This window comes from Agrobacterium tumefaciens, from assembly GCA_025559845.1.
In the GTDB taxonomy this organism is placed as follows: domain Bacteria; phylum Pseudomonadota; class Alphaproteobacteria; order Rhizobiales; family Rhizobiaceae; genus Agrobacterium.
This window is the reverse complement of sequence record CP048470.1, coordinates 1,370,319-1,386,550: the sequence shown is the minus strand read 5'-3', so window position 1 is coordinate 1,386,550 and position 16,232 is coordinate 1,370,319. Positions and strand designations below refer to the sequence as shown.

Annotated in this window: 11 protein-coding genes; 4 read left to right on the top strand and 7 right to left on the bottom strand. The window is 58.5% G+C overall.

The features are described 5' to 3' along the window. Window positions 1-2 precede the first annotated feature (2 nt). Genes kdpB through FY156_22650 form a run of 4 tightly spaced genes read left to right on the top strand, consistent with a single transcriptional unit; the run spans window position 3 to window position 6,002 of the window. Window positions 3-2,039, top strand: a complete 2,037-nt coding sequence (gene kdpB, locus FY156_22665) for a potassium-transporting ATPase subunit KdpB (GenBank protein ID UXS04285.1) — start codon at window positions 3-5, stop codon at window positions 2,037-2,039. 2 nt (window positions 2,040-2,041) lie between these two features. Continuing rightward, window positions 2,042-2,608, top strand: coding sequence for a potassium-transporting ATPase subunit KdpC (gene kdpC, locus FY156_22660; GenBank protein UXS04284.1), 567 nt, complete (start codon window positions 2,042-2,044; stop codon window positions 2,606-2,608). A 5-nt stretch (window positions 2,609-2,613) separates the two neighbouring features. After that, the gene (locus tag FY156_22655) at window positions 2,614-5,307 is read left to right on the top strand and encodes a sensor histidine kinase KdpD (protein UXS04283.1); all 2,694 of its coding nucleotides are present in this window, start codon (window positions 2,614-2,616) and stop codon (window positions 5,305-5,307) included. Further along, a complete protein-coding gene (locus FY156_22650) occupies window positions 5,304-6,002 on the top strand; it encodes a response regulator (protein UXS04282.1) in 699 nt (232 codons plus the stop codon). The genes FY156_22655 and FY156_22650 overlap by 4 nt, the downstream gene beginning before the upstream one ends. Here the strand turns inward: FY156_22650 and cobA are convergent. From cobA to FY156_22615, 7 genes are all read right to left on the bottom strand, one after another. Continuing rightward, the gene (cobA, locus tag FY156_22645; protein ID UXS04281.1) at window positions 5,969-7,489 is read right to left on the bottom strand and encodes a uroporphyrinogen-III C-methyltransferase; all 1,521 of its coding nucleotides are present in this window, start codon (window positions 7,487-7,489) and stop codon (window positions 5,969-5,971) included. The two genes, FY156_22650 and cobA, sit on opposite strands and share 34 nt — an antisense overlap. Next, complete coding sequence (locus FY156_22640; GenBank protein ID UXS04280.1) at window positions 7,461-10,118, bottom strand: molybdopterin-dependent oxidoreductase; 2,658 nt, start codon at window positions 10,116-10,118, stop codon at window positions 7,461-7,463. The genes cobA and FY156_22640 overlap by 29 nt, the downstream gene beginning before the upstream one ends. 2 nt (window positions 10,119-10,120) lie before the next feature. Continuing rightward, window positions 10,121-10,456, bottom strand: a complete 336-nt coding sequence (gene nirD / locus FY156_22635) for a nitrite reductase small subunit NirD (protein UXS04279.1) — start codon at window positions 10,454-10,456, stop codon at window positions 10,121-10,123. Between the two features lie 5 nt (window positions 10,457-10,461). Continuing rightward, a complete protein-coding gene (locus FY156_22630) occupies window positions 10,462-12,909 on the bottom strand; it encodes an NAD(P)/FAD-dependent oxidoreductase (GenBank protein ID UXS04278.1) in 2,448 nt (815 codons plus the stop codon). 4 nt (window positions 12,910-12,913) lie between these two features. After that, entirely contained in the window at window positions 12,914-13,711 is a 798-nt protein-coding gene (locus tag FY156_22625) for an ABC transporter ATP-binding protein (GenBank protein ID UXS04277.1), read from the bottom strand. Window positions 13,712-13,778: 67 nt separating this feature from the next. Beyond that, window positions 13,779-14,672, bottom strand: a complete 894-nt coding sequence (gene ntrB / locus FY156_22620) for a nitrate ABC transporter permease (protein ID UXS04276.1) — start codon at window positions 14,670-14,672, stop codon at window positions 13,779-13,781. Window positions 14,673-14,758: 86 nt separating this feature from the next. Then, a complete protein-coding gene (locus FY156_22615; protein ID UXS04275.1) occupies window positions 14,759-16,051 on the bottom strand; it encodes an ABC transporter substrate-binding protein in 1,293 nt (430 codons plus the stop codon). Window positions 16,052-16,232 lie beyond the last annotated feature (181 nt).

The following is a 16,232-nucleotide window of genomic DNA, read 5'->3' as shown; positions in this document are numbered from 1 at the left end:
ACATGTCTCACAAACCCGCAAAACCGGGCCTTTTCGATCCGGCCATTTTGGTGCCGGCCACAAAAAATGCGTTCGTGAAACTCGATCCACGCCAACTCGTGCGCAACCCCGTCATCTTCGTCACCGAAGCCGTAGCCGCCATGGTAACCGTCTTCTTCCTTCGGGATCTTGTGGCGAACACCGGCAATGCCGGCTTCTCGGGTCAGATCGCCGCATGGCTGTGGTTTACGGTTCTTTTCGCCACCTTTGCTGAGGCAGTAGCGGAAGGCCGTGGCCGCGCCCAGGCGGACAGCCTGAAACGGACGCGTTCCGACCTGACCGCCCGACGCGTAGCAGCAAACGGCAAGGAAGAGACCATTGCAGCAACCATGCTCAAGGTCGGCGATCTCGTTGTCGTCGATGCCGGTGAACTTATCCCCGGTGACGGCGAGGTCATCGAGGGTGTCGCTTCTGTCAACGAAAGTGCCATTACCGGTGAATCCGCTCCTGTGATCCGCGAATCCGGCGGCGATCGGTCGGCTGTAACTGGCGGTACGCAGGTTCTCTCCGACCAGCTCACCATCCGTATCACCACCCCGCCCGGCGCAAGCTTCGTGGATCGCATGATTGCGTTGATTGAAGGCGCGGAGCGCCAGAAGACCCCGAACGAGATCGCATTGTCGATCCTGCTGTCGGGTCTGACGCTGATCTTCCTGATCGTCGTCGTAACCATCTGGGGTCTTGCCGGTTACTCCGGTACCGTACTCTCGGTGACAGTCTTGGCGGCTCTCCTCGTTACCCTTATCCCTACAACCATCGGCGGACTTCTGTCTGCCATCGGCATCGCCGGGATGGATCGACTGGTCCGTTTCAACGTGATCGCCACATCCGGTCGTGCCGTCGAAGCTGCTGGCGACGTCGACACGCTGCTACTCGACAAGACCGGCACGATCACCTTCGGCAACCGCATGGCGGCAGACTTCATTCCTGCCCCTGGCGTTACCCAGCAACAGGTCGCTGAAGCCGCCTTGCTTGCCAGCCTCTCGGATGAAACGCCGGAAGGTCGTTCCATCGCGGCTCTCGCGACGGGTGAGTTTGGCCTGGCCGCGCCGAAAGTCACGGTCGATGCGACAATTCCCTTTACCGCGCAGACACGCCTTTCCGGTATCGACATGGGCTCGCATCGACTGCGCAAGGGTGCGATCGATGCCATCCTGAAATTCGCAGGCGTCTCGGACAAGAACGTGCCTGCCGAATTCAGCCAGGCTGTCGAAAAGATCGCACGGACTGGCGGCACGCCACTTGGCGTCGCTGATGGAAACCGTCTGATCGGTGTCATTCATCTCAAGGACGTCGTAAAGCCAGGCATCAAGGAGCGCTTCGCCGCACTGCGTGCCATGGGCATTCGAACCGTGATGGTCACCGGCGACAACCCGGTCACGGCAGCCGCCATCGCATCCGAAGCCGGTGTTGATGACTACCTTGCCGAGGCAACGCCGGAAGACAAGCTCGCTTACATCCGTCGTGAGCAGCAGGGCGGCCGACTGATCGCCATGTGCGGTGACGGCACCAACGACGCACCCGCACTGGCGCAAGCCGATGTCGGCGTCGCGATGCAGACAGGAACACAGGCAGCGCGCGAAGCCGCCAACATGGTGGACCTCGATTCCAGCCCGACAAAGCTGATCGAGATCGTTGAAATCGGCAAGCAATTGCTGATGACACGTGGCTCGCTGACGACCTTCTCAATCGCCAATGACGTCGCCAAGTATTTCGCGATCATTCCGGCCCTCTTCGTTGCGACCTACCCCGCCCTCAGCGCGCTGAACATCATGGGGCTTGCCTCACCGCAATCGGCAATCCTGTCTGCGGTCATCTTCAACGCGTTGATCATCATCGCGCTGATCCCGCTGGCACTCAAAGGCGTGGCCTATCGTCCTGCAGGCGCCGCGTCTCTCCTGCGCCGCAATCTCTTCATCTACGGACTTGGCGGCCTCGTCCTGCCATTTGCCGGAATCAAGATCATCGATATCGCCGTTTCGGCGCTGCATCTGGTGTAATCATGCTGAACCAACTTCGCCCCGCATTCGTTCTTATTGTCATCCTGACAGCTCTGACCGGCCTTGGCTTTCCGCTTGCCGTAACGGGTATTGCACAGGCACTTCTGCCTGGGCAGGCCAATGGCACGTTGATCTACCGCGGCGACACGCTCGTCGGCTCCGCCTTGATCGGTCAGAACTTTTCATCCGACCGTTACTTCTGGCCGCGCCCTTCCGCAACCGGGCCGGATGCCTACAATGCATCCGCTTCATCCGGCTCCAACCTCGGAACGACCTCGGTCAAGCTGCGTGATCGCGTCGCCGCCGATGTCGAACGCCTCAAGACCGCTGGTATGGAAACCATACCTGCCGATGCCGTCACCACATCCGGTTCCGGCCTCGACCCGCACATCTCACCGGAGTTTGCCGACGCCCAGATCATTCGTGTTGCAACGGCACGGAACATCACGCCCGAAACCCTTCGCACCATGGTTCAAGATCATACGGAAAACCGGACTTTTGGAATTGTCGGCGAACCACGTGTGAATGTGCTAGAGCTCAATCTCGCGCTGGATGCGCTCAAGAGCTGATACGGATGCCATCGAACGAACGAGACGACACAAATCGCCCCGATCCGGATGCGTTGCTTGCCCTGGCGGAGAAAGACCGCCGGGGCAAGCTTACGATTTTTCTGGGAGCCGCACCCGGCGTCGGCAAGACCTATGCGATGCTCAACCGTGCCCAGCGCCTGAAGCGTGAGGGCACGGATATCGTTGCCGGCCTAGTGGAAACGCATGAGCGAAACGAAACATCTGCCCTGCTGGACGGTCTGGAAATCTTGCCACGTATCACCGTTTCCTACCGCGGCAAGTCGCTTGAGGAGTTCAATCTCGACGCCGCGCTGGCACGGCGACCCAGCATCATCATCGTCGATGAACTGGCTCACTCCAACCCAGAGGGCTTTCGTCATCCAAAACGCTACCAGGATATAGAGGAGCTCATTGCCGCCGGGATAGACGTCTGGACGGCGCTGAATATCCAGCATCTGGAAAGCCTGTCTGATCTCGTCGCGCAGATCACCGGCGTCAACGTGCGAGAGCGCGTTCCCGACACGGTATTGAAACGCGCGGATGATGTATTGCTGGTGGACCTGCCGCCAGCCGAACTCATTACCCGGCTACAGGAAGGCAAGGTCTACCTGCCCGCGAGCGCGCGGCGTGCCGCCGACCGCTTTTTCCGCCTTGGAAATCTCACCGCGCTCCGTGAACTGGCCCTGCGGCGCACCGCCGACCGCGTCGACGACCAGATGATCGACTATCTGCGCCAGAACGCCATTGAAGGTCCCTGGGCGACCGGCGAGCGTCTTCTCGTGTGTATCGGGCCAGATGCCCTGTCCGAAAAGGTGGTGCGTGTCGCAAGCCGTCTCGCCTCCGGCCTTAACGCACCATGGGTAGTCGTCAGCATTTCACGCGACGACCGCGAAACCATGGACGAGGAGGGTTTGCGCCGGATCGACGAAACCTTTCGTCTGGCCGAAAAGCTTGGCGCCGAGACAAAGCGCATCACAGGCAACGATTTCGTTACAGAAATTCTCAAACTCGCACGGCGTGAACATGCGACGCAGATCGTCATCGGATCGCAAAAGCGCGGCTGGCTGCGCCTTCCCTTCCGCACGCGCTTGGCCGATGCCCTGACACGAGAAGCAAGCGGTATTGGCCTTCATCTCGTAACGGCAGATGAAAAAGCGGTTGCGAAAACGCCGCCGAAACGGGTCCGGCTGCGGATTTCCTCACTTGCCAGACCATTCGGCATCGCTGCACTGTCTGTCCTGCCCGCAATTGCAGTCGGCACGATCATGGATCGTCTCGTTTATCTGCCGAATGTTTCGCTGCTCTTCCTGCTCGCAGTTCTTTGCGCTGCGACCTATGCCGGCTTCACTGCGGCCATATTTGCCGCCCTGTTGTCGGCGCTCGGCTACAATTTCTTCTTCATCACACCGCGCTACAACTTTACCATCGCCGCACCGCACGAGGTCTTTGCCCTTTTCGTGTTCATCGCCGCCGCGATTTTGGCTGGCAGTCTCGCATCCCGTATTCGCGAACAGGCCAACATGGCGCGTTCGCGTGCGACTGCCATGCAGGCACTCTACGACTTTGCCCGCAAACTTTCCGGAACTGCCGATGTGGACGAAGTGCTCTGGGCGTCCGTGACGCAATTGCAGGCGGGCATCCGCCGCAACGTCGTGCTGCTGCTGCCACAGAACGACACGCTGGACACCGCCGCCGCGTGGCCACCGGACACCGAACTCGGTGTCACGGAAATTGCCGCTGCGCGATGGGCCAACGAGCGCAAGGAACCGGCAGGTTCAGGCACCGGCACCTTGCCCAATTGCCGCTTCCAGTTCAGGCCGCTGACAAGCCCGCATGGTGTGGTTGGCGTCTGCGGTTATGAAGTCGGTGACGAACCGCTCGACTCCAATGCTGAAAGGATGTTGTCCGCCATCATCGACCAGACCGCGACAGCCATTGACCGCGCCCGCCTCTCCTCAGAAAGTGCCGAGCAGGCTGCCAGGCTAGAAAACGAACGCTACCGGGAGGCCCTGCTGTCCTCCATTTCGCATGACCTGCGCACACCCCTGGCAACAATCACCGGTGCCGTTACGAGCCTACGAGAACTGGGTGATCGAATGCCGCCGGAAAGCCGCGACGATCTGCTCCAGTCCATTGAAGAAGAAGGCGCGAGGCTGACGCGCTTCGTCGCCAATCTTCTCGACATGACCAGAATAACCGCAGGCACCCTCAAGGCCAAACGCGAATGGGTGGATGTAGGCGATGTCGTGCGTCTGGCAACCGAAAGGGCGCGCAAATATTTCCCTGCACAGGCATTTGAAACCGGCATTGCAACGGACCTGCCGTTGCTGCGCGGTGATAGCGTTCTCCTCGAGCAGGTCCTTTTCAATCTGCTGGATAATGCCGCCAAATATGGAGGCGGAGAGCCCGTAAACATTTACGCGCGCAAGGACGGCAGGGAACTGATAATTTCTGTTACGGACCTTGGCAAAGGGATTCCGACGGCCGATCTGGACCGTATCTTTGAAAAGTTCTATCGACGTTCCAAATCGGATGGTCGCGCACCTGGCACGGGCCTTGGTCTCTCCATCGCGCGTGGTTTCATCGAAGCGATGGGTGGGCGTATCCATGCTGAAAGCCCGGCCGTTCGCAAGCGGGGCACACGTATCGTCATGCGTTTCCCGATCGAGGAAAAGCAGGCGGACAAGGGAACATCATGACGTTAGGACGGATTCTTGTTGTCGATGACGAGCCTCAGATCAGGCGTTTTCTGCGTCCAGCCCTCGCTGCGGCTGGGTACGAGGTGATCGAAGCCGAAAATGGTACCGATGCCCTAAAGGCTGTTGCGACTGCTGCACCGGAGATCGTCATTCTCGATCTTGGATTGCCCGATATGGATGGCAAGGATGTCATTGCCAGCCTGCGCGGCTGGTCGAGCATTCCGATCATCATCCTGTCGGCCCGTGATCGCGAAACGGAAAAGATTGCCGCGCTCGATCTCGGTGCCGACGACTACATCGAAAAGCCTTTTGGGATCGGCGAATTGACCGCGCGCATCCGCACAGCGATGCGTCATCGCGGCAATACAAGTGCGGCGCTCACCGTCGTCCACGCAGACGGGCTGAAGATCGATGTGGTGCAGCGGATCGTTTCTCGCGACGGCAATCCGATACGCCTGACACCGAAAGAATACGACCTTCTGGTTCTCCTTGCGCACCATGCCGGGCGCGTGGTCACCCATCGCATCCTGCTGACCTCCGTATGGGGACCAGCTCATGGCGAAGACTTGCACTATCTGCGCGTTTTCATTGGTCAGTTACGGCAAAAGATAGAACGCGACCCGACCCAGCCGAAAATTGTGCAGACGGAACCCGGTGTCGGCTACCGGCTCATCGTTGATACGGATGGCGCGTAGACGAGGTCATCTTCCGCTACGGCGGAGACGTATTCTGACGCCATTGTCTGCCAAGAGTCTTCGAAAGCAGCAATTGTCGCACCGAACGCATCACCAACACCTATCAGAATGGGCTCGTTCACACCCAGCGTTTCAACGGCCGTGGCCAGTTGAGCCAAAGTTCCCTTCCAACGCTTTTCATTGACACGGCTGACCGATGTCATAATGGCGACTGGTGTCGACGCTGGCATGCCGTGCAGCAAAAGTGCACTCTGGATTTCTCCAGCCGTGCGGCCACCCATGTAAAAAACAGTCGTGACAGAAGGGTCGGAAAGCGACTTCCAGTCCAGACTATCGGGCAACTTGCCCTGTCTCGAATGGCCAGTCACGAACCGGACAGACTGCGCGTGATCGCGGTGCGTCAGAGACACGCCGAGACGTGAAGCCATGGCGCTGGCCGCCGTAATGCCGGGTACAATCTCGACCGGTATGTTTTCTGCCCGTAACGCGGCGATCTCCTCGCCTGCACGTCCGAAGATCATCGGGTCGCCGGATTTCAGTCGCACCACCCGTTTTCCCGCCTTTGCAAGCCGGATCATCGTTGCGTTGATGTCTTCCTGCTTGCAGCTTTCGCGCCCGCCACGCTTGCCCACCAGCATGCGCTTCGCCTCCCGGCGTGCCAGTTCCAGAACATCGTCGGACACAAGATCATCAAAAAGAATGACGTCAGCAGCCTGCAGGGCGCGCACCGCTTTCAAGGTAAGAAGTTCGGCATCTCCCGGTCCGGCGCCCACCAGGGTCACATGCCCACAGGATGGTTTTATAGCACGCAACTTGCTTTCGATCTCATTCAGCAGCCGCTCTGCGACGGCCGAACCTGGCTTCTCGATAAAAGCCAGGTCGACAAATTTCTCCCAGAAAGTCCGCCGCGCGCCACCCGGCGCAAATCGCAGATTGACGCGATCGCGGATCGTATGAGCAAGTTTACCCCAATCCTTGAGCGTTCCGGGTAACAGAGTTTCGATACGTCGGCGGATCGCCTGTGCCAAAATAGGTGCGGCGCCATCTGTCGAGATCGACACCACCACCGGGGAACGGTTGACGATAGAGCCGAACTGGAACTGACAGAACTGTGGCTTGTCGATAACGTTGACCGGCACGCCTGCCTTGCGCGCCGCAATGTAGAAGGATTTGGCCTCCGCGTCCGTCTCGCAATCAGCCAGTGCCAGTTCAGCACCGTCGAATACACTTTCATCCCAGTGGTGAGCGTGCAACGTCATGGTCGGTGTTCCGGCGATCAACGCCGCGAAAGTCTCAGACAACTCGGACTGCTCGCAATGAACATGAACCTCTGCACCGCAGGCGCTAAGAAGCTCCGCCTTCCATGCTGCCCCATCCGAGCCACCCGCTAGGACAACGCGCTTGCCTTCCAACCCCCAAAATACTGGAAGCTTGGCGAGTTTTTCCATGCGAGCCGGCTCATTCCGCTGCAGTTTTAAGGCATCCATCGATGATCCCCCTGATCTCGGCGCGGCATGAGCCGCAATTTGTTCCAGCGCTCAACGTCTTGCCGATGGCCTCGACCGTGTGGCAGCCGTCCCGGATGGCGGCGGTAATCTGATTGACGCCAACGCTGAAGCAGGAGCACACCGTGGCACCGGGGTCCGGCCTGCCAGCACCTGGACGTCCGGCAATCAGGGCGAAACGCATACGCAGGTCTTCATGGCGCACGGTGAGCTGCGAGATTGCCCAATTGCGGGCAACGGCGACCGGGCTCTTTGCTATGAAAAGCGCTGCGAGCAGCGTCTCCCCATCAAAAAAAGCGAGCCTGATGTCGCCGGTCTGACGGTCTTTATAACCGAGGGGTTCAATTCTGGCGTCGATACCAAAAGCTGAGCGCGCCCAGGCGGTCCAGTCTTCCGGCAGACCTTCAAAAGCGAGCTCCATGCGATGCCCGCCGTCCGCTTTGGCGACGGCCCAATAACGACAATCCAATGTCTTTGGATGCGTGCGGGAAATCGCAAAGCCGTAAGCGGCAGGCTCGAAACGAGAAGCCTTTACCGCCACGTTTTTCGAAGCGGGCTGACCAGAGTGCGGATCGGTGACTGCTGGAACGAGCGTATCGATCCGTGCCAGAGAGGCGAACTGATCGTTCCAGTGCATGGGTGCGAAGACAGAGCCACGCGCCTGGCGATCGCTGACCAACGCACGCAACAGCACCGTACCGTGCGGGCTTTGCAGCATGACCAGATCGGCACTCGCAATGCCGAGCGATTGCGCGTCGCGGGGATGCATCTCGACGAAGGGTTCGGCAATATGCGCCGTCAACCGCGCGCTTTTGCCGGTTCGTGTCATCGTGTGCCACTGGTCTCTGATACGACCAGTGTTCAAAGTCAGAGGATAATCTGCGCAAGCAGTTCGCCGCTCCGGCAGGACCGTTGGAATAAAGCGTGCCTTGCCGTCGGCGTGAAAAAACCGGCCCTCCGCAAAAAACCGTGTTTCGACGGCATCCGATCCCTTTGCTTTTGGCCATTGGAAGGGAAGCATCCGGTCGTAGGAAACCGGATCGATGCCGTCGCACGACCCGATATCGAAATCGCGTTGGCCGTCGTTTTCAAATGTGGAAAGTGCGGCGTGCTCACTGAAAACCGCCGCCGGATGCGAGAAAGAAAAGGCCTGCTCATAGCCCATACGGCGGCCGACTTCGGCTAGTTGCCACCAGTCGGCTCTTGCCTCCCCGGCAGGTTTGAGAAAGGGACGCTGGCGGGAAATACGCCGTTCGGAGTTTGTGACCGTGCCATCCTTTTCGCCCCAGCCAAGAGAAGGCAACAGCACATGGGCATGGCGCGCCGTGTCCGTCGTCTCCATGATCTCAGAAACGACGACGAACGGACATTGGGCGATTGCCGCCTCGACAAAGGAGGCATCCGGCATGGAGACGACCGGATTGGTAGCCATGATCCAGAGCGCTTTCACACGGCCGTCCCGCACGGCCTGAAACAGATCGACTGCCTTCAGCCCAGGCTTTTCTGCAATGACGGGAGAGCTCCAGAAGCGCTGTACACGATCGCGATCCTGCGGATTTTCGATGGCCATGTGCGCAGCGAGCATATTGGCGAGCCCGCCGACCTCGCGGCCACCCATGGCATTCGGCTGACCGGTTAGTGAGAACGGTCCCATGCCGGGTCGGCCGATCCGACCCGTCGCCAGGTGGCAATTGATGATGGCGTTGACTTTGTCGGTGCCAGAGGTCGATTGATTGACGCCCTGGCTGTAGCACGTCACGACCTTTTCAGTCGCCTCGAACAATTCATAGAAATGGAGGAGTTCGGGTAGCGTCAATCCGGTCGCTTCCGCGATCTCAGCGAGATCATATGCCTTTGCGGTGTGGACAGCGGTAGCAAAGCCCGTCGTATGGCGATCAACATAAACGCCATCGACCGAAGACCCCGCAGCGAGATACACCAACAGACCGGCGAAAAGCGCCACATCGCCATCGGGGCGAACAGCAAGGTGCATATCGGCAATATCCACCGTCATAGTCCGGCGCGGATCGATCACCACGACCTTCATGTCCGGTCGCGCGGCTTTTGCGGCCGCAAGCCGCTGGTACAGAACCGGATGACACCACGCCAGATTGGAGCCGGTGAGGATGACCAGATCTGCCAGTTCCAGGTCTTCATAGGTACCGGGGACCGTATCCGCCCCGAAGGCACGGCGATGTCCGGCGACCGATGAAGACATGCAGAGCCGCGAATTGGTGTCGATGTTCGCGGAACCGATGAAACCCTTCATCAGCTTGTTGGCGAGGTAATAATCCTCCGTCAGCAATTGACCGGAGACGTAAAAGGCGACCGCCTCAGGTCCATGTTCCGAGATGATTTGCGAAAAGCGGGAAGCAACGAGGTCAAGCGCTTCATTCCATCCTGTTCTGCGACCGGCCACCGACGGATAAAGCAGCCGCCCCTCCAGATCGATGGTCTCGGCAAGAGCAGAGCCTTTCGAGCAGAGCCGACCGAAGTTGGCCGGATGCTCGGGATCTCCCTTGACTGAAACAGCACCGGCGTCCGAAACGGTCGCGACGACGCCGCAACCGACACCACAATAGGGACAGGTGGTCTTGACCTCTTTTGCCATGTTCACTCCGCCGCCATCATCAAAGCCTCGATCGCGATCGAAAGTTGGCCGTCGAGATTGCGGACCGGAACCGTTTTCACCTCGCCCTCATCAGCCCCCAGCGCCTTTCCGGTTTCCAGCGAAATGACCCAGTTGTGCAGCGGGCAGGTTACAGAAGCGCCGTGCACGATCCCCTGAGACAGTGGCCCGCCCTTGTGCGGGCAATGGTCTTCAATGGCGAAAACCTGATCGTCTGCCGTGCGGAATACGGCGATCTTGCCCATGGGGGTTTTCACACATCGTGCGCCGCGAAGCGGAATGTCTGAGATGTGGCCGATATCGATCCAGTTTCTGTCCATCTGTTTCACTCCGCTGCCTGATTGAAACCGAGCGTGGCCATCGGCTTGAACTCGTGCTTGTCGTGACCCGACACGCGCTCGGACCATGGATCGACCTGTGCGAATTTCTGACTGAAGACGAAGCGTTGGTAATACGCCTGCCGCTTGTCGGCATCGTCCATGATCTGGCGGCGGATCTCGTCGTAACCGATGCGTTTGGCCCACTTGTAAATCCGCTCCAGATAACGCGCCTGTTCGCGGTACATCTGGGTCAGCGCGACGATATGCTCGAGTGCGGCGTCCTCGGTCGGAACCAGCCCAAGAACTTCCGTGCCCTTGATGTCCAAACCAGCGGCACCGGCAAAGTGAATTTCAAAACCTGAATCGACACAGACCACGCCGATATCCTTGCAGGTGGCCTCGGCGCAGTTGCGCGGACAGCCGGAAACCGCAAGCTTCAGCTTGGCCGGTGTCCACGAACCCCACATGAACTTTTCGATGCGGATGCCAAGGCCGGTCGAATCCTGCGTGCCGAAGCGGCACCATTGCTGACCCACACAGGTTTTGACCGTGCGAAGTCCCTTGGCATAGGCCTGGCCGGAGATGAAGCCAGCCTTGCCGAGATCGGCCCACACAGCCGGCAGGTCTTCCTTTTCGATGCCGAGAAGGTCGATGCGCTGGCCGCCCGTCACCTTAACCAAAGGAATGTCGAACTTGTCGACGACATCGGCGATGGCACGAAGCTCGTTGGCATTGGTGACGCCGCCCCACATACGCGGAACAACTGAGTAGGTGCCATCCTTTTGAATATTGGCATGGACACGCTCATTGATGAAGCGCGACTGGTAGTCGTCGGCATATTCGTCGGGCCAATCGCAGACGAGATAGTAGTTGAGCGCCGGGCGGCATTTTGCGCAACCGCACGAGGTTTTCCATTCCAGTTCCTGCATGACAGCAGGAATGGTCTTCAGGCCCTTTGCCTTGATGAGACGACGCACATCGTCATGGCCAAGATCGGTGCATTTACACATCGGCTGCACTGCGGCCGGATTGTAGCTGTCGCCAAGCGTCAGCGTCATCAATTGTTCGACGAGGCCCGTGCAGTTACCGCAGGACGCCGATGCCTTGGTATGGGCGCGAACATCATCGAGCGAGGTCAATCCCCTCGTCGTAATGGTCGAGGTGATCTTGCCCTTGCAAACGCCGTTGCAGCCGCAGATTTCCGCATCATCCGGCAAGGCTGCAACGGCCGCCATAGGGTCCAGAGGGGACCCTCCCTGATAGGCCTGGCCGAAGATCAGGGTTTCACGCATGGCGGAAACGTCGGTGGCCTTCTTCATGAGGTCGAAGAACCACGAACCATCCGCCGTTTCACCGTAGAGAACCGCACCGATAATGCGGTTTTCCTTGAGGATCAGGCGCTTATAGACACCCGCGGTGGCATCGCGCAGCACAATCTCCTCACGATCGTCGCCTTCGGCAAAATCGCCGGCGGAGAACAGATTGACGCCGGTGACCTTGAGTTTCGTATTGGTGACGGAACCATGATATTCGGCATGACCGCCCGTCAGACGATCGGCAAGAACCTTGGCGCTTTCGTAGAGGGGCGCGACAAGGCCGTAGCAGATGCCTCGATGTTCGGCGCATTCGCCGAGCGCATAAATCGAGGCGTCTGACGTCATCATGCCATCATCCACGACAATTCCGCGATTGACAGCGATACCGGCATCCTTGGCAAGGCCGGACGCCGGACGGATACCAACTGCCATGACGACCATATCGCCTTCAATGATACGGCCGTCTTCCAGTTCGATACCCTCAACCTTGTCTTCACCAAGGATACGCTTGGTGTTGGCCTTGGTGATAATGTCGATGCCCCGTTCGTTCAGCGCCTTTTCCAGAAGATAGGCGGCTGCCGGGTCAAGCTGGCGCTCCATAATGGTAGGCATCAGGTGGATAACGGTGACATCCATGCCCTGGCGTTTCAGGCCATATGCTGCTTCGAGACCGAGAAGACCGGCTCCGATGACGATGGCGCGTCCCTTGCCCTTGGCGATCTCCAGCATTTTCGTAACATCATCGAGATCACGATATGGCAGCACGCCCGCCAGTTGATGCCCAGGCACCGGAATGATGAAAGGCAAGGAACCGGTGGCAATCACCAGCTTGTCGTAGGCAACGGTAATTCCGTTTGCGCTTGTGACGGTTTTCCTGTCACGATCTATTTCCGTTACCTTTGCCCCCTTGTGCAGGGTGACCTGGTTGGCGGCGTACCAGTCGTCGTTATGAATGACGATATCATCATAGGATTTCTCACCTGAAAGCACGGGCGAAAGCATGATACGGTCGTAATTGACGCGAGGTTCTGCATTGAAGATCGTGACGTCGTAGAGGCCGGGAGCCGTTTCGAAAAGGTTTTCCAGCATGCGCCCCGGTGCCATGCCATTACCGATGATGACGAGTTTTTGCGCCATTGGTTTACTCCGCGGCTTCGACGAAGCGGTGACGTTCGTAGAGGAACTTCAACACGGCTTCGCGGCATTTGAGATAGGTCTTGTCGGATGCAAGCTCGATGCGGTTGCGTGGTCGGGCCAACGGTACCTCCAGCACCTCACCGATGTGGGCAGCAGGTCCATTTGTCATCATGACGATCCGGTCGGAAAGCAGCACGGCCTCGTCAACATCGTGAGTAATCATCACCATCGTGTTGCCGAGACGGGCGTGGATTTCCATGACCGCGTCCTGAAGATGCGCGCGTGTCAACGCATCGAGTGCACCAAACGGCTCGTCGAGCAGCAGGATTTTCGGCTCCATTGCCAGCGCACGCGCAATACCGACACGCTGCTTCATGCCGCCGGAGATTTCAGACGGTTTCTTGTCCTTCGCATGCGCCATCTGCACGAGGTCGAGGTTGCGCATGACCCAATCGTGACGCTCGGCTTTCGTCTTGCTTCTGCTGAAGACTTTTTCGACTGCCAGATTGACGTTCTCGTAAACCGAAAGCCAGGGCAGAAGGCTGTGGTTCTGGAACACGACGGCGCGCTCCGGCCCCGGTTCATTGACCTCGCGATTTTCCAGAAGCACTGCACCTGCTGAAACCTTGGTTAGACCTGCAATGAGGTTCAGCATCGTAGACTTGCCGCAGCCCGAATGGCCGATGACAGAAACGAACTCGCCCTTGTCGATGGTGAGGTTGATGCCCTTCAGCACGTCGGCACGGGAGCCGCCTTTGTCAAAATATTTGTCGATATGATCGAGTTTGAGATAAGCGTTCATTTGAAATCTCCTGTGAGGCAATTCCATATGGAAAACTGGATTCCCGTTTCCCTGGAATGCTGGCTCCTCAATGTGCCGACGCGCCGCGAGTGATGATCTTGCCAAGCGCGGCAACCAGCTTGTCGAGCAGGAAGCCGACAACACCGATGTAGGCGAGAGCCACGATGATGTCGGGCAGGCGCGACGAATTCCAAGCGTCCCAGATAAAGAAACCGATACCCACACCACCCGTCAGCATTTCAGCCGCAACGATGGCGAGCCAAGAAAGGCCGACGCCGATCCGCAGGCCGGTGAAGATGTAGGGTGCCGCCGAAGGCAGCATGATCTTGTAGAAGAACTCCAGCTGGTTGAGACGCAGAACCTGCGCAACGTTGCGGTAGTCCTGCGGAATATTGCGAACACCAACGGCGGTATTGATGATCACCGGCCAGATCGAGGTAATGAAGATAACAAAGATCGCAGACGGATTGCTGTCCTGAAACGCAGCCAACGATAGGGGCAACCAGGCCAACGGCGGCACCGTGCGCAGCACCTGAAAAATCGGGTCGAGACCGCGCATGGCCCAGATCGATTGACCAATGACCGCACCGACGACGACACCGACCACGGCCGCAAGCCCGAACCCATAGGCAACACGCTGAAGTGATACGAGCACACGCCAGCCGAGACCGATATCCTGCGAACCAAAATTGAAGAACGGCGATACGATCAGGTCGTAGCTTTCCTCGAAAACCTGGCTTGGAGGTGGCAAAGACGCGCCGGGGGCGGAACAGAGCAACTGCCAGATGCCAAGCAACAGAGCGAGCACGACAAGCGGCGGCACGACGTTTCGCGTTGCTGCTGCGCCCCACTTTCGCAGATGAATCCTTTGCGCCGGCTTCGCCGACAAGGTCACGACATTTGCTTTCTGCGCAGTCGATTGCTGCGGCTCTTCCTTGAATTTACGGGCCAATGCGGACATGGCAATTCCTCTGGATTTCAGTTGTGACTGGGACCTCGCCCCTCACCTTGCCATCGGCGAGTGAGGGGCGAGGCCACGACTCCTCCTCAGGAGGCCGCCTTGATGGAAAGACTGTCGAGATAGGCGGACGGGTTGTCTGGATCGAAAACCTTGCCGTCGAAGAAGGTTTCGTTGCCGCGTGACGCGGACTGCGGAAGATCGGACACGCCAAGTTCCTTGGCGGCCTCCATCCACAGATCCCCGCGGTTGACCTGGTCAACCAGAGCCTTGATGTCCGTGTCGGGCGCGAATTTTCCCCAGCGAACGTTTTCGGCAATGAACCAGCTATCATGGCTCTTGAACGGATAAGAGGCATGGTCCTGCCAGAACTTCATCTGCAGGCCTGTGTTTTCGAGAATACGGCCGTTGCCGTAATTGATGTTGCCTTTCAGGCGACCAAGCACGTCCTTGGGCGGAACATTGAACCATTGGCGCTTGCCAAGGATAGTCGACATCTCCTCCTTGTTGTCCATGCTGTCGCACCATTGCTGGGCTTCCAGAACGGCCATGAGCAACGCCTTGGTGGCGTTCGGGTTCTTCTCGACCCAGTCTGCGCGCATACCCAAAGCTTTTTCGGGATGTCCTTTCCAAAGCTCACCGGTGGTACAGGCTGTAAAGCCAATGCCCTGATTGACGAGTTGTTCGTTCCAGGGTTCGCCCACACAGAAAACGTCCATGTTGCCAACCTTCATGTTGGCAACCATCTGCGGTGGCGGAACGACGATCGTGGAAACGTCCTTGTCTGGATTGATGCCGCCAGCGGCCAGCCAGTAGCGAATCCACAAATCATGAGTACCACCGGGGAACGTCATGGCGGCCTTGATTTCCTTGCCCTCGGCCTTCTTTTTCTCAAAAGCAGCCTTCAGCTTCGAGGCGTCGAGCTGCACGCCTGTCTCTGCATATTCTTTCGCAACAGAGATCCCCTGACTGTCGAGGTTCAGCCGTGCCAGGATCGTCATCGGCACCGGCACGTTGTTTTGCGTTACCTTGCCGGTATGCATGAGGTACGGCATCGGCGTGAGGATATGTGCACCGTCAATGCCGTTGGCGGCACCACCGAGAACCAGGTTATCACGCGTTGCCCCCCAGGATGCCTGTTTCAGAACTTCGACATCAGGCATGCCGTGCTTGGCGAACAACCCTTTTTCCGAAGCAACGATCAATGCCGCGGCATCGGTCAGAGCGATGAAGCCAAGCTTTGCGCCCGTGACTTCCGGCGTTGAGGTGGCCGCGAAGGCGCCCGAGGGAAATGCCGCACGTGCCGCGGTCACGAGTGCCGCAGTGGCTGTCGTCTTCAGAATGGTGCGGCGGCTGATGGAGCCCGAGAGTATTGTTTTCATCGCATGTTCCCCTTGTCTGGCCACGCTTGGGACGTGACATTGTCGTTTGCGAAAAAAGCCTGAAAATAAAAAAACGCCGCTCGGTCCTTGCGCCTGCGGAACGATGCTCCGGGCAGCAAAACCTTGCGACGTCGATGTCTTTGGAAAACGCTTATCGTGCGCTTCTTTTACTCCGGTCGCC

Coding starts and splice junctions, on each gene's coding strand:
- kdpB (UXS04285.1), top strand. CDS start 3: ATGTCTCACAAACCCGCAAAACCGGGCCTTTTCGATCCGGCCATTTTG.
- kdpC (UXS04284.1), top strand. CDS start 2,042: ATGCTGAACCAACTTCGCCCCGCATTCGTTCTTATTGTCATCCTGACA.
- FY156_22655 (UXS04283.1), top strand. CDS start 2,614: ATGCCATCGAACGAACGAGACGACACAAATCGCCCCGATCCGGATGCG.
- FY156_22650 (UXS04282.1), top strand. CDS start 5,304: ATGACGTTAGGACGGATTCTTGTTGTCGATGACGAGCCTCAGATCAGG.
- cobA (UXS04281.1), bottom strand. CDS start 7,489: ATGGATGCCTTAAAACTGCAGCGGAATGAGCCGGCTCGCATGGAAAAA.
- FY156_22640 (UXS04280.1), bottom strand. CDS start 10,118: ATGGCAAAAGAGGTCAAGACCACCTGTCCCTATTGTGGTGTCGGTTGC.
- nirD (UXS04279.1), bottom strand. CDS start 10,456: ATGGACAGAAACTGGATCGATATCGGCCACATCTCAGACATTCCGCTT.
- FY156_22630 (UXS04278.1), bottom strand. CDS start 12,909: ATGGCGCAAAAACTCGTCATCATCGGTAATGGCATGGCACCGGGGCGC.
- FY156_22625 (UXS04277.1), bottom strand. CDS start 13,711: ATGAACGCTTATCTCAAACTCGATCATATCGACAAATATTTTGACAAA.
- ntrB (UXS04276.1), bottom strand. CDS start 14,672: ATGTCCGCATTGGCCCGTAAATTCAAGGAAGAGCCGCAGCAATCGACT.
- FY156_22615 (UXS04275.1), bottom strand. CDS start 16,051: ATGAAAACAATACTCTCGGGCTCCATCAGCCGCCGCACCATTCTGAAG.